Below are 13,299 nucleotides of genomic sequence, written 5' to 3'. Positions count from 1 at the left end.
TTATCGGTGCAGCGAAACGCTCTTCGCCTCAGGAAGGATCGAGACCTTCGATCATCTTGATGAACTCGGTGAGTTCACGGATCGAAGAATCGATATCCGCCCGTTGACGCTTGAGCTTGGCCACGTGTTCCCGGCATTTCTCGATCGTGACGCGGCGCTGTTCTACGCGGCCGTCGTCAAGATCGTAGAGATCGATCATTTCCCGAATTTCGGTCAGGCTGAACCCGACGTTCTTTGCGCGCATGATCCATGCGAGCCGGGCGCGGTCACGCTTGGAATAGACGCGGGTCAGGCCGACTCGCGCCGGCGCAATCAATCCCTCGTCTTCGTAGAAGCGCAGCGCGCGTGCGGTGCAGCCGAATTCGGATGTCAGATCGGAAATGGTAAACTGTTCGCGAGCCAGCTTGTCAGGGCGTTCGAGATGCGCCCCGGAATGCTTGCGACGCTCACCATTTTTGGGATCATTTGCTGGTACACTAGCCATGACCCCAAATAGCTTACCTTTACGTTAGCGTCAAGTATTGACCCTTACGAGAGCGTCATCCTCGAGCAACCGGTAAAAACAGCTTTCCGCCCCCGTGTGGCAAGTCGGCCCTGCTGGATCGCAGCGAAGAACGAGCGCGTCCTGGTCACAATCGACCAGGATTTCGCGCACGGACAGCACGTTTCCGCTGCTTTCGCCTTTCATCCACATGGCCTGGCGCGAGCGCGACCAGAAATGCGCCTTGCCGGTCTGGCGCGTCAGAGCGATCGCTTCCTCGTTCATGAAAGCGACCATCAGAACGCCACCCGTTTCGGCGTGAACGACAACCGCGGTTAGCAAACCGCTGGCGTCGAATTTGGGCATGAAGCGCGACCCCGCTTCGCGCTCCACGGCGTCAGATGATGATGACACGAAACTTCCTTCGGCAAGTTGAGGCGTACATGCGATAATTTGTTGCACGATAACCACAGATCACGTTCAAAATCCAACCCCGGTGAAGATGACGCTTTTAAGAAATGACTTTGTTTGAGACATTTCTGCTTACGGACTTGATGGTTCGTCACCGAACACACGGTACCAACAGAGTGCCAGGTTCAGGGGGTAGTCGGTAGCCTGGCAACAGGGGGTGTTGTGGCAACCGGCTCGAACGATGAGGGATAGAATCCTGATGGCTTCTAAGGGGGAATGCCATCTGAGCTCTCCAAGAGCGGATTCAAGGTAATTCGTCACGTGGCGCCCGAGGCTTTATGCCTCGGGCGTTTCACTTTGTGGCGCCAAGTTGCTCTTCCATATCCAGTGTTTGTGCGCTGCCCTTCACGACGGCATCATCAATGACGCGAGCAAAGCAGGCTATCCGAACCGAATTTGCTCCTGCTTTCAACAGGGCGTGGACGCAAGCGTCGGTCGTTGCTCCGCTCGTCAACACGTCGTCCACCAGGAAGACCTTCTGGTCCCGAATCTCTTGCACCCGACTTTGCCTGACCCTGATTGCACCCTTCAGAACCTTGGCACGAGCTTTCTTGCCAAGACCGCCCAGGGACGGCGTGGCGACAGTCCTTTCGAGCGCGTCCACGCACAGTCGCCCTTTACCTCCGCGAACCAGCTCACTCGCCAAGAGAGCAGCCTGATTGTAGCCGCGCGACCAGAGCCGCCATCGATGAAGCGGCACCGGCACGACTATAGGAAGTTCGCCATCCTCGATATCGGGCAGACGTGCCGCCATCATGCGCCCCAGCAACGGCGATAGGCCGATCTTGCCTCCGTGCTTGAACGACAGGATGAGCTTGCGCGACACTTCGTTGTAGAATGTCGCTGCGAAAATGCCCGAATGCTTGGGATTTTTGACGAGACATTGCGCGCATCGAGCGCCGACTGCGATAGATTCTGTTCCGAGGGGCGACCTGCAACTGGCACATTGTGGGTCGCGAGGTATTGAAAGACCGCTCCAGCAATCGAGGCATAGTGCACCCTGCTTTCCCGTTGCGTCACCGCAAACCGGGCAGCGGGGCGGATATACGAGATCGAGGGCGGGCTTCAGCCCTTCCGATAAAATTGCGCGCAGACCCATTTGCCGTGTGCTGCACGTCTTGCATGGATCACGCAAGCGGTGCAGACGAAAGCATGGTCGCAACTGGGGCACCGCGAATATTTTCTGCAGCGCGTCGGCGTGCGAGGAGTGCCCGCTCGGCCACTCGCTTGGGCCAGGCAGGTTCTTCGTGCTGGCTCCTGCAACATCTCGAAAGCGAAATCATCGAACGCATCGACTTCATGCGTCATGAGCCTGACCAGGCATTGCTCATCGGGTTGAACACTCAGGAACTGACCAGCGAGCTCGATCGCATGGGGGCGAAGGTCAATTCGCTTGCCTTGCGAGATGATGAAACGCCGATCGAAACCGGGCCGTTCGACCTGATCGTCTCGATGGCGATGCTCGATACGGTCAACGACCTGCCCGGCGCGCTGATACATTTGCGGAATGCGCTGGCGGCTGGCGGAGTGATGTTTGCGCCGATCCTGGGGGCCGGAAGCCTTTCGAGCCTGCGCCAGATCCTCATGGCCGCTGATGGAGAGCGCCCCGCGGCAAGGGTTCACCCTCAGATCGACACCCGAGCGGCAACAGCTCTGCTCGAGCGCGCCGGATTTGCCCGACAGGTGGTCGATACGCACACATTGTCTGTGCGTTATGGCAGCCTCGATACACTGTTCGGCGACCTTCGTGCGCAGGCCCTGACCAACGTTCTTGCCGATGCCCCGCCGCCACTGACCCGCACATCGCTCGAACGTGCAAGGGCCGCTTTCAGCGAAATGGCTGATGACGAAGGCCGTGTTACCGAGACCTTCGAGATCCTGACGCTGACCGGTTGGGGCTGAACCGCCTTACTTGAGCGATGCCTGCGCCGCAGCGAGGCGCGCGATCGGCACGCGGTATGGCGAGGCCGAAACGTAATCGAGCCCGACCTTCTCGCAGAACCCGATCGAGGCCGGGTCGCCGCCGTGTTCACCGCAAATGCCGAGCTTGATGCCAGGACGCGTCGCCCTGCCCCGTTCGGCAGCCAGTTCGACCAGCTGGCCGACACCGTCGATGTCGAGACTGACGAACGGATCGCGCGGGAAAATCCCCTTGTCGACATAGGCAGACAGGAACCGGCCTGCATCGTCACGGCTGACACCGAGCGTAGTCTGCGTCAGGTCGTTCGTGCCGAAGGAGAAGAAGGCGCCCTCTTCGGCGATTTCGCCAGCCATCAGGGCAGCCCGCGGCAGCTCGATCATCGTGCCGACGAGGTATTCGACCGGGCAACCCGTCTCTTCGAAAACTTCACCCGCAACCTTGTCGACGAGAGCCTTGAGCAGCTGCAATTCGCGCTTCGTCGCGACCAGCGGGATCATGATTTCCGGCACCGGTGCCTCGCCCGAATCCTTCGCAACCTCGCACGCAGCCTCAAAGATTGCGCGCGCCTGCATTTCGTAGATTTCGGGGAAAGTGATGCCGAGGCGGCAACCGCGATGGCCAAGCATCGGGTTGAATTCATGCAGTTCGCCCGCACGACGCTTCAGGTGGTCGATGCCGACACCGGATGCATTCGCGAGTTCCTCGAACTCCTCATCGCCATGCGGAAGGAATTCGTGGAGCGGCGGGTCGAGCAGGCGGATCGTGCATGGCAGGCCAGCCATCACCTCGAAGATTTCGCGGAAATCCTTGCGCTGTTCGGGCAGCAGCTTTTCGAGCGCGGCCCGACGGCCTTTTTCGTCATCGGCGAGGATCATCTGGCGCACGGCGCTGATGCGGTTCGCGTCGAAGAACATGTGCTCTGTACGGCAAAGGCCGATACCTTCCGCACCGAACTGGCGAGCCATCCGGCAATCGTCAGGCGTTTCGGCGTTCGTGCGAACCCGCATGCGGCGATGCTTGTCGGCCCATTCCATCAGCACGGCAAAGTCGCCAGCGAGTTCGGGTTCGATTGTCGGGACTTCGCCCGCCATCACCTGCCCGGTCGCTCCGTCGAGCGTCAGAAGGTCGCCTTCCTTCAATTCGTGGCTGCCGATCCGCAGCGTTTTGGTCGCGCGATCGATCGAGACGGCCGACGCGCCCGAAACACAGGGGCGACCCATGCCGCGTGCGACGACGGCCGCGTGGCTCGTCATCCCGCCGCGAGCGGTCAAGATGCCCTGCGCCGCGTGCATGCCGTGGATGTCTTCCGGACTGGTTTCCACGCGAACGAGGATCACCTTTTCGCCCCGCCCCGCCCAGCTTTCGGCGGTATCGGCATCGAGCACGATCTTGCCACTGGCAGCACCCGGCGAAGCAGGAAGGCCGCTGGTCAGCACATTGCGCGGCGCATCGGGATCGAGCGTCGGGTGGAGCAACTGGTCGAGAGCCATCGGATCGACACGGCGGATAGCCGTTTCTTCGTCGATCAGGCCTTCATCGACCATTTCGACCGCCATGCGGAGTGCTGCCTTGGCAGTGCGCTTGCCGCTGCGGGTCTGCAGCATCCACAGCGTGCCCTGCTGCACCGTGAATTCGATGTCCTGCATGTCGCGGTAGTGGTTTTCGAGCAGGTCGAAGACGTGCGCCAGCTGGCCGTAGGCATCGGGCATTGCCTCTTCCATCGACAGCGGCTTGGCATTGGCAGCCTCGCGTGCGGCCTTGGTGAGGTATTGCGGCGTGCGGATGCCGGCCACGACATCCTCGCCCTGCGCATTGATCAGGTATTCGCCGTAATAGGCGCGTTCGCCGGTCGCAGGATCGCGGGTAAAGGCAACGCCGGTCGCGCTGGTATCGCCCATGTTCCCGAACACCATCGCCTGTACATTGACGGCAGTACCCCAGTCGGCGGGAATGTCGTTCAGGCGGCGATAGACCTTTGCGCGGTCCGAATCCCAACTGTCGAACACGGCGCGGATGGCACCCCAGAGCTGTTCCGTAACATCCTGCGGGAAAGACTTGCCCAGTTCATCCGACACGATCTGCTTGTATTCGGTGACCAGCGACTGCCAGTCGCTCGCTTCCATCTCGGTGTCGGCGTAATAGCCCTTGTCTTCCTTGGCGATCTCGAGCGCTTCTTCGAACAAGCCGTGATCGAGGCCGAGAACGACGTCGGAATACATCTGGACGAAGCGGCGGTAGCTGTCCCAGGCGAAGCGTTCGTCACCCGAAGCGCTGGCAAGGCCCGCAACGGTTTCGTCATTGAGGCCGAGATTGAGGACGGTGTCCATCATCCCCGGCATCGAAACCCGCGCGCCCGAACGGACCGAAACGAGCAGCGGGTCCGCCGCATCGCCAAAACCCTTGCCAACGGTCTTTTCGATATGAGTCAGCGCCTCGGCAACCTGGGCGCGCAGATCGGCGGAGAAGTCCGCGCCATCCTGCAGGTAGCGCACGCATTCTTCGGTCGTGATGGTGAAGCCCGGCGGCACCGGCAGGCCGATGCTCGCCATTTCGGCAAGGTTCGCGCCCTTGCCGCCCGTGACGGTCTTGTCCTTCTGGCGAGGATCCGAGTGATCGGCGTTTCCGCCGAAGGTGTAGACTGTCTTCATGCCCGAGGTATTCTCCCAATTCCTACGCGATGGAACACATGGAACAGTGTCCAGGGTTTGAATTCTCACCCCTCGATACGTGAGAAATCCGCGACTTTGTGCACTGCAGCACGAAACTGTGCAAGCAAGTCCAGGCGATATGCACGTTTGTTTTCTTCATCCGCATTTACCGTGACTTCATCGAAGAAGCTGTCGATCGGTGCGCGCAGCGAAGCCAGAGCCGACATTGCTCCGGCAAAGTCCTCTGCAGCGATTGCGGCGTCGGCCTTGGGCCCGGCGGCGGCGAGCGCATCGATCAGCGCCTTTTCGGCCGGTTCGGGCGTGTAGGAAAGCTCGGCTGCATGACGCTCGGCCATCTTGGCGTCGATTACAGCCTTCATGTCGGGATCGTCGACCAGAGCCAGCGGGTCTTCCTCGCCCGTGCGGCTGATTTCGCCTTCAAGGCCGTGCCAGTCTTCTTTCTTGAGGATATTGGCAGCGCGCTTGTAGCCGGCGAGCAGGTTCGCACCGTCCTCTGTTTCCATGAAGGACTGGAGCGCTTTCACGCGGGAGAGCAAGCGGACGAGATCGTCCTCCCCGCCGAGCGCAAAGACTGCATCGATCAGGTCATGGCGGACACCTGCCTCGCGCTGCTGGACCTTGAGACGGTCGGCGAAGAAGTCGAGCAAGTCACCTTCCGCAACACCGAAACGAAGGCCGTTGTCCTGGACGATCCGGATGACACCCAGTGCAGCACGGCGAAGGGCGAAAGGATCCTTGGAGCCAGTCGGCTTTTCATCGATGGCGAAGAAACTACGCAAGGTATCCAGCTTGTCGGCCAGGCTGACTGCAACCGTCACCGGAGCGGTGGGCACATCGTCACCCTGCCCGACCGGCTTGTAATGATCTCGGATTGCGTCGGCGACGGCATCAGGCAGTCCTTCAGCGCGGGCGTAGTATCCGCCCATCAGGCCTTGCAGTTCGGGAAACTCGCCGACCATTTCGGTGACGAGATCGGCCTTGGCGAGACGCGCTGCCTGTTCGGCCAGATCCGGATCGGCTCCCTTGACCACGCCTTCTTCCGCCAGCCAGCGGGCCAGCTTCGCCACGCGCTCTACCTTGTCGGCAACGGTACCCAGCTTCTCGTGGAAGGTGATGCGCTCCAGCCCCTTGGCGTGCTCAGCGAGCGTTTTCTTGCGGTCGACATCCCAGAAGAAACGCGCGTCGGACAGACGCGCCGCGAGAACCTTGCGGTTGCCGTCGACGACCACTGCCGGGTCCGCAGCCTCGATATTGGCGGTGCAGACGAAGGCGTTGGCGAGATTGCCTGCGCCATCTTCACACACGAAATACTTCTGGTTGACGCGCGCGGTGAGTTGGATCGTTTCCGGCGGCACTTCGAGGAAGTCCTCCTCGAACCGGCCGAGCAGAGGCACCGGCCATTCGGTAAGGCCCGCATTCTCGATCACCAGCCCTTCGTCCTCGACCAGCTTGAGACTTGCACCCTTCGCGGCGGCCATTGCGCCAATTCTGATTTCTTGCTCGCGAAGCCTGTGGTCGACAATCACATGAGCATCAAAGAGCTTGCGCTGATAGTCGTCGGGATTACCGATTTCGATCATGCCGTTGCTGTTCAAAACAGTCGGGTCTTTGTCTTTGAAAAACTCGACCGGCAGCCCGAAATTGCGCGACTTAGGATCGGATTTCCTGATGCTATGGAAGCGATGGCCCGCAGTTTCGCGACCGCTCGTCACACCATGCACTTCGCATTCTACCACATCGTCACCCAGCAGCGCGACGATGCCCGACAGCGGGCGCACCCAGCGTAAGGATTCGGTCGAGAGCGAGGCAGCGCCCCAGCGCATCGACTTTGGCCAAGCGAAGTCGCGAATGATTGCCGGAATGGCGTCAGCCAGCAGGTCTTTCGTGGCGCGGCCAGGGATGTTCTTCACCGCGAAATAGGTTTCGCGGCCCTTGACGTCGCGGACTTCCAGGTCCGACTCGTCGACGCCGGCCTTGCGACAGAAACCCTCGAGGGCCTGTTCGGGCGCGCCGACGGGTGGGCCCTTCAATTCCTCGCTGACAGCCTTCGTGGCTTCGGGAAGTCCGCGCGCAATGAGGGCGAGCCGCCGCGGCGTCGACCACACGGTGATCTCGCCGATATCGACACCGGCGGCGTCCATTTCGCGGCGGAACAGCTTTTCGAGTTCGGCGCGGGCGCCGGCCTGCATCCGGGCCGGAATTTCTTCGCTGCGCAATTCGAGGAGGAAGTCGCTCATTTCGACCACTCCGGATATTTCTCCGCCCACACGGGCGCTTCCTTCTCCATGTGAGCCTCGCACGATCCGCGCGCAAGGTCGCGGACGCGGCCCATGTAGCTGGCGCGTTCCTGCACGCTGATCACGCCGCGAGCCTGCAGCAGGTTGAAGATGTGGCTCGCCTCCACCGCCTGTTCGTAGGCGGCAATCGGGACACCTGCGGCGAGCGCATTCCTGCATTCCGCCTCGGCCTTGTTGAACAGGTCGAACAGCGCGTCGGTATCGGCGACCTCGAAGTTCCACTTCGACATCTGCTTCTCGTTCTCGAGGAACACGTCGCCGTAGCTGACGCCCTGCTGGTTAAATGCGAGGTCATAGACGTTGTCGACGCCCTGGATATACATTGCGAGGCGTTCGAGACCGTAGGTAAGCTCGCCCGCAACAGGCTTGCAGTCGAAGCCGCCCATCTGCTGGAAATAGGTGAACTGGGTGACTTCCATCCCGTCACACCAGACCTCCCAGCCAAGCCCCCACGCGCCCAGCGTCGGGCTTTCCCAGTCATCCTCCACGAAGCGAATGTCGTGCTTCAGCGGATCGATGCCGATCACCTCGAGGCTCTTGAGATAAAGGTCCTGGATGTCGGGCGGGCTCGGCTTCAGGATCACCTGGTATTGGTAATAGTGCTGCAAACGGTTCGGGTTTTCGCCGTAGCGGCCATCGGTCGGACGACGGCAAGGCTGCACGAAGGCGGCATTCCACGGTTCCGGACCGAGCGCACGCAGCGTGGTGGCGGTGTGGAAGGTTCCTGCCCCCATGCGCATGTCATACGGTTGCAGGATAACGCAGCCCTGCGCGCTCCAGAAATCATGGAGCGCGAGGATCATGTCCTGGAAGGACGCCTTGGGGTTTCTGTCCGGCACAGCAGTCATGGCGGGCGCAATGGCGGAAGCGCTTGAGAGCGTCAATCCTGCAACTCCCCTGCGCGAAAAAGGACAGGTCATCACGACATTGTGTCAGGTAGTGTTGACATAGTCAGCGAATCGCGACATATAGTCAGGCATACCTGACATACAGTCAGCAAATCATGACAAATCGGAGGACCGAAAAATGGAAATCGACGTAACACCGCGCAATGCTGCAATCTTCAGCCTTATCCTCGTTCTCTGTGCGGCGGGTGGATATGCGCTCGGCCGCCTGATTGGTTCGCTGTGAACTGCACAGAGGCCAAGGACATGGACCAGGCAAACAACACCCCCGTCAGCAACGCATTCGATCACGTATCAAACATGCGTGGCCAACGGATCGCCATGATCGCCCTGCTCTTCATTCTCGGCGCGATCGTCGGACTGATGGTCGGCTCGCGCATCTGGCCCTGAACACGGGGCGAGGAGCTCATATGAACAATCGTCTCAAGGTTCTGCGTGCCGAACGCAACTGGAGCCAGGCGGAGTTGGCAGGACGGCTCGACGTCTCTCGACAAGCGGTCAACGCTATCGAGACCGGCAAGCACGATCCATCGCTACCGCTGGCCTTCAAGATCGCCCGACTTTTTGAAATGCAAATCGAGGAAATCTTCGATGACCAAGCCTGATTACGAAACCATTGGCGAACAGCGCCACAACAGCCGCCGCTCTGCCTTTTTCCGATACGTTGCGATCGCATTCGCTGTCGCGCTTGTCGCAGGCGCCGTTACCGGTGCCGGAGCGATCATGGTGAAAGTTGGCGACCTGCCGATAGGCGTGCTGATCGCCGTTTGGGTCATCGTGACGATCGGCTTCATCTGGTTCTCGCGGGACTATTTCCGCAAGGTCGACGAGCTCGATCTTTCGGACAATCTCTGGGCCTGCACGATCGGCCTTTATGGCAACATGATCGCATACGGCACCTGGTGGTTCTTCAACCAGGCGGGCGCATTGATCGAGCCTGATGCCGGCGCGATCTTCTGGATGACTTTCGCGCTTACCGCTGTCGCCTATTTCGCGCGCCGACTGGGCCTTCGCTAAAGCGTTTTAATTCCCTATTCACACCCATAATCCAAGGACATTCCTATGACTTCTCTTACTCGCAAGCTCACTGCTGCCCTCGCCGCATCGACCATGCTGTTCAGCGCCCCGGCCTTTGCTGAAGATGCCGCAGCAAGTGCCACCGCCAATACCGAGGTCGCAGCGACTACGGCGGCCCCGACCGGCCCCGCGCTGTGGAAGGTCGCAGACGAAGACACGACCGTTTATCTGTTCGGCACGGTTCATGCGCTGCCCGAAGGTATCGAATGGCTCGACGGGCCGATCGCCGATGCCTTTGCCGCTTCGGATACCATCGTGACCGAAATCAAGATGGACGACAGCATGGCCGCCGAAATGCAGGCGCTGGTGATGGCGAAGGGCATGTTGCCTGCCGACACGACGCTGCGCTCGCTCCTCGACGAAGAACAGCTTGCCACATTCGACGGCGCGATGACGAAGCTCGGCCTGCCGGTCGAGGCATTCGATCGCTTCGAACCGTGGTATGCCGGTATGATGCTGACCATGCTTCCGTTGATGCAGCAGGGATATGCCCCCGATTCAGGCGTGGAGATGGTCCTTCTTCGCCAGGCCGGTGAGCGCCAGAAGGGCGCGCTCGAAACCATCGACTTTCAGATTGGCGTGTTCGACGGATTGCCGCAGGAATCGCAGGTGAAGTTCCTGGTCGATGCCGCGGCGAACACGGACGAGGTGAAGAACCAGCTGGACGCCATGCTCGCCGAATGGATCGAAGGCGACGCCGACCAGCTTGCCGAGCTCCTGAACGAAGGAATGGAAGACAAGGCACTGGCAGAGGCGCTGCTTTACAATCGCAATGCCAACTGGGCCGAATGGATCGATGACCGCATGGATGATCCGGGCACTGTCTTCATCGCAGTGGGTGCAGGCCACCTCGCCGGCACAAAGAGCGTGCAGGACCTGCTGAACGGCCGCGGTATCGAAGTGGTGCGCGTAAGGTGATCCACCGCCTTGCCCTGATGCTCGCTGTGCTCCTTTGTCTGGGCGCATGCCAGGACGAACCGGGCGGCGGGTACACGGGCGGTGCATCGCCAATCCTGTTCGAAGTCGCGGATGCGGATGGAGAGACGAAGGCATGGCTCTTCGGAACGATCCATTCGCTGCCCGACGATACGGAATGGCGAACGGACAAGCTGGATGAGGCGATTGGCAATGCCGACAGCCTGATCGTCGAGATCGCCGCACTGGAAGACAGTGCGGCGCTTTTCGATATCTATCGAAGGCTGTCGGTCACTCCGGGACAGCCGGACATCGGATTGAAGGTTACGGCAGATCGCCGCCCCGCCCTCTTCTCGCTTATCGACGAGGCCGGATACCGGCCGCGCGATTTCCAGTCTCTCGAAACCTGGGCGGTGGCGCTCAACCTCGCGCAGGTCTTCGATACCGGCGAACCCGAGAACGGCGCGGACCGTGCCATGATCCACGCCTTCAAGGGCCGCCCGATCCATGAATTCGAAGGCGTGGAGAAGCAGCTCGGCATTTTCGACCAACTTCCCGAGAAAGAGCAGCAGGACCTCCTCGCCGCGGTGGTGGAAGAGGCAGACACCCGTTCCGCCGATCCGGCCCGGCTGCAGCGCGCCTGGCTGTCAGGCGATATCAAAGTGCTGGAAGAAGCAACGACAGAAGGTATGCTGGCCGACCCAGAATTGAGGCAAGCGCTGTTGGTCGATCGCAATCGCGACTGGCTCTCGCAACTCATCAAAAGGCTGGATCAGGGTCAAAGGCCCTTGGTTGCGGTTGGCGCAGCCCATCTGGTCGGACCGGACGGGTTGCCAGCACTGCTGGAACGACAGGGCTACACCGTCTCGCGCGTGCAGTAAGCAATAGCTTGCCATTCACGGTACGGGCGACTAAAGGCCCGCCCTTCGGCGTCATGGTCATCCCTGGAGGCGTGGCGGACCGAACAACCAATTAGCAATTCGAAAGGTATGTGAAATGAGCGACGCTCTGACCCTGCCGGCCGAGGCGCGCGAACGGGCTGGCAAGGGAGCCTCCCGTCAACTGCGTCGTGAAGGCCGTGTCCCCGCCGTGATCTATGGCGGCAAGGAAGAACCCACGATGATCCACGTCGAGGCGAAGGAACTGGTCCGCCAACTCGGCACCGGTCACTTCATGAACTCGATCGTGCAGATCGAACTTGATGGCAAGACCATCCGCACCCTTCCCAAGGACGTTGCTCTGCATCCCGTCAACGACCGTCCGGAACACGTCGACTTCCTGCGCCTCGCAAAGGGCGCCAAGGTCGAAGTGAACGTACCGGTCGTATTCGCCAACGAAGACGCTTCGCCCGGCCTCAAGAAGGGCGGCGTGCTCAACGTTGTCCGTCACGAGTTGGACCTCGTCTGCGACGCGGACAAGATCCCGACCGAAATCGAAATCGACGTCACCGGCAAGGAAGTCGGCGATTCGATCCACATCAGCGAAGTCACTCTGCCCGAAGGCAGCGAGAGCGCCATCACCGATCGCGACTTCACCATCGCGACGCTGGTCGCTCCGTCGGCTCTCAAGAAGGCCGAAGGCGCTGAAGCTGGCGAAGAAGTACCGGCAGACGGCGTGGCCGCGACCGAACAGGGTCCGGACGACGATGCCGCCGACGAGCAGGAAGAAAAGAGCGAAGACTAATTCGCGCTTTCCTGTCGGAAATCACCAAGGCGCCGGTCCAGAAATGGGCCGGCGTTCTTGTTTGTGTCCCGACCTCCGTCGGAACATCCTCGCTAGATGTGCAGCAAGCTGCACCCGCTGCGGGCACACATGCATGCTTGCCGTGTCTCCACCGACCCGGTTCCTGGTCACGGCAGTCAGAGCGCGACTGCGCGTCGCCGCCACTGCGGCGAAGCCAAGCCGCACGGAGGTGCGGCGCCCAGCGCTTGAGGGGCACGCCCAGCGTGCTAAAGGCTAATCATGCAGATCTGGACTGGCCTAGGAAATCCCGGACCCAAATACGCCATGCACCGGCACAATGTCGGCTTCATGGCGGTCGACGTCATTGCCGAGATGTATAGGTTCGGTCCGTCGCAGAAGAAGTTCCAGGGCTGGATCCAGGAAGGCACGATTGCCAGTGAGAAGGTTATCCTGCTGAAACCCGCGACCTTCATGAACGAAAGCGGCCGAAGCGTTGGCGAAGCGCTGCGTTTCTACAAGCTCGACACAGATGCGCTGACCGTCTTCCATGACGAGCTCGACCTTGCCCCGTTCAAGGTAAAGGTGCGTACGGGTGGCGGCCTTGCCGGCCATAATGGCCTGCGATCGATCAACCAGCACCTCGGCCCGGACTTTCGCCGCGTGCGGATCGGCATCGGTCATCCGGGGCACAAGGACCGGGTTCACGGCCACGTGCTGGGCAATTATGCCAAGGCCGAACAAGACGATCTGATCCAGATGCTCGCTGCCATCGGGGCAGAGGCTGAATGGCTCGCCAAAGGCGACGATCCGCGGTTCATGAGCGACGTGGCGCTGCGAATGCAGGATTGATGTGCTAACAGGTCTCCTCGTCAGAGGAGAT

General features: G+C 60.7%; 14 protein-coding genes. 8 read left to right on the top strand and 6 right to left on the bottom strand.

The window, feature by feature from the left end; all coding sequences use genetic code 11:
• Positions 1-28 precede the first annotated feature (28 nt).
• From AMC99_RS05430 to AMC99_RS05420, 3 genes are all read right to left on the bottom strand, one after another.
• Positions 29-484, bottom strand: a complete 456-nt coding sequence (locus tag AMC99_RS05430) for a MerR family transcriptional regulator (RefSeq protein ID WP_083440097.1) — start codon at positions 482-484, stop codon at positions 29-31.
• Between the two features lie 30 nt (positions 485-514).
• Positions 515-847, bottom strand: coding sequence for a phosphoribosyl-AMP cyclohydrolase (gene hisI, locus AMC99_RS05425; protein WP_061927758.1), 333 nt, complete (start codon positions 845-847; stop codon positions 515-517).
• A gap of 397 nt (positions 848-1,244) precedes the next feature.
• Positions 1,245-2,051, bottom strand: a complete 807-nt coding sequence (locus tag AMC99_RS05420) for a ComF family protein (RefSeq protein WP_061923819.1) — start codon at positions 2,049-2,051, stop codon at positions 1,245-1,247.
• Between the two features lie 128 nt (positions 2,052-2,179).
• On the opposite strand from AMC99_RS05420, the gene AMC99_RS05415 reads away from it, so the two are divergent.
• Positions 2,180-2,854: a methyltransferase domain-containing protein gene (locus tag AMC99_RS05415; protein WP_083440096.1), complete on the top strand. Its 675-nt coding sequence runs from the start codon at positions 2,180-2,182 to the stop codon at positions 2,852-2,854.
• 6 nt (positions 2,855-2,860) lie between these two features.
• On the opposite strand, the gene ppdK is transcribed toward AMC99_RS05415, so the two are convergent.
• From ppdK to AMC99_RS05400, 3 genes are all read right to left on the bottom strand, one after another.
• Positions 2,861-5,521 (bottom strand): pyruvate, phosphate dikinase, encoded by a 2,661-nt coding sequence (gene ppdK / locus AMC99_RS05410; RefSeq protein ID WP_061923815.1) that lies wholly within the window; start codon positions 5,519-5,521, stop codon positions 2,861-2,863.
• A 65-nt stretch (positions 5,522-5,586) separates the two neighbouring features.
• Entirely contained in the window at positions 5,587-7,779 is a 2,193-nt protein-coding gene (gene glyS, locus AMC99_RS05405) for a glycine--tRNA ligase subunit beta (protein WP_061927754.1), read from the bottom strand.
• A complete protein-coding gene (locus AMC99_RS05400) occupies positions 7,776-8,687 on the bottom strand; it encodes a glycine--tRNA ligase subunit alpha (RefSeq protein ID WP_061923812.1) in 912 nt (303 codons plus the stop codon). The genes glyS and AMC99_RS05400 overlap by 4 nt, the downstream gene beginning before the upstream one ends.
• A 279-nt stretch (positions 8,688-8,966) precedes the next feature.
• Here AMC99_RS05400 and AMC99_RS13970 point away from each other — a divergent pair, with 279 nt between their 5' ends.
• The 7 genes from AMC99_RS13970 (at position 8,967) to pth (ending at position 13,268) form a co-directional block, all read left to right on the top strand.
• Positions 8,967-9,134: a hypothetical protein gene (locus AMC99_RS13970; RefSeq protein ID WP_157058259.1), complete on the top strand. Its 168-nt coding sequence runs from the start codon at positions 8,967-8,969 to the stop codon at positions 9,132-9,134.
• Positions 9,135-9,154: 20 nt separating this feature from the next.
• The gene (locus AMC99_RS05395; protein ID WP_061923807.1) at positions 9,155-9,349 is read left to right on the top strand and encodes a helix-turn-helix transcriptional regulator; all 195 of its coding nucleotides are present in this window, start codon (positions 9,155-9,157) and stop codon (positions 9,347-9,349) included.
• A complete protein-coding gene (locus AMC99_RS05390) occupies positions 9,336-9,761 on the top strand; it encodes a hypothetical protein (RefSeq protein ID WP_061923803.1) in 426 nt (141 codons plus the stop codon). Before AMC99_RS05395 ends, AMC99_RS05390 begins: the two co-directional genes overlap by 14 nt.
• A 45-nt stretch (positions 9,762-9,806) precedes the next feature.
• On the top strand, positions 9,807-10,739 hold the full coding sequence (locus AMC99_RS05385; RefSeq protein WP_061923800.1) for a TraB/GumN family protein: 933 nt from the start codon (positions 9,807-9,809) through the stop codon (positions 10,737-10,739).
• Positions 10,736-11,617: a TraB/GumN family protein gene (locus tag AMC99_RS05380; RefSeq protein WP_061923797.1), complete on the top strand. Its 882-nt coding sequence runs from the start codon at positions 10,736-10,738 to the stop codon at positions 11,615-11,617. Before AMC99_RS05385 ends, AMC99_RS05380 begins: the two co-directional genes overlap by 4 nt.
• 115 nt (positions 11,618-11,732) lie before the next feature.
• On the top strand, positions 11,733-12,419 hold the full coding sequence (locus AMC99_RS05375; RefSeq protein ID WP_061923794.1) for a 50S ribosomal protein L25/general stress protein Ctc: 687 nt from the start codon (positions 11,733-11,735) through the stop codon (positions 12,417-12,419).
• 279 nt (positions 12,420-12,698) lie between these two features.
• The gene (gene pth, locus AMC99_RS05370; protein ID WP_061923791.1) at positions 12,699-13,268 is read left to right on the top strand and encodes an aminoacyl-tRNA hydrolase; all 570 of its coding nucleotides are present in this window, start codon (positions 12,699-12,701) and stop codon (positions 13,266-13,268) included.
• Positions 13,269-13,299 lie beyond the last annotated feature (31 nt).

Origin of the sequence: Altererythrobacter epoxidivorans (assembly GCF_001281485.1) — a bacterium.
In the GTDB taxonomy this organism is placed as follows: Bacteria; Pseudomonadota; Alphaproteobacteria; order Sphingomonadales; family Sphingomonadaceae; genus Erythrobacter; species Erythrobacter epoxidivorans.
The sequence above is the reverse complement of the archived record's forward strand: the minus strand, read 5'-3'. Positions and strand labels throughout refer to the sequence as shown.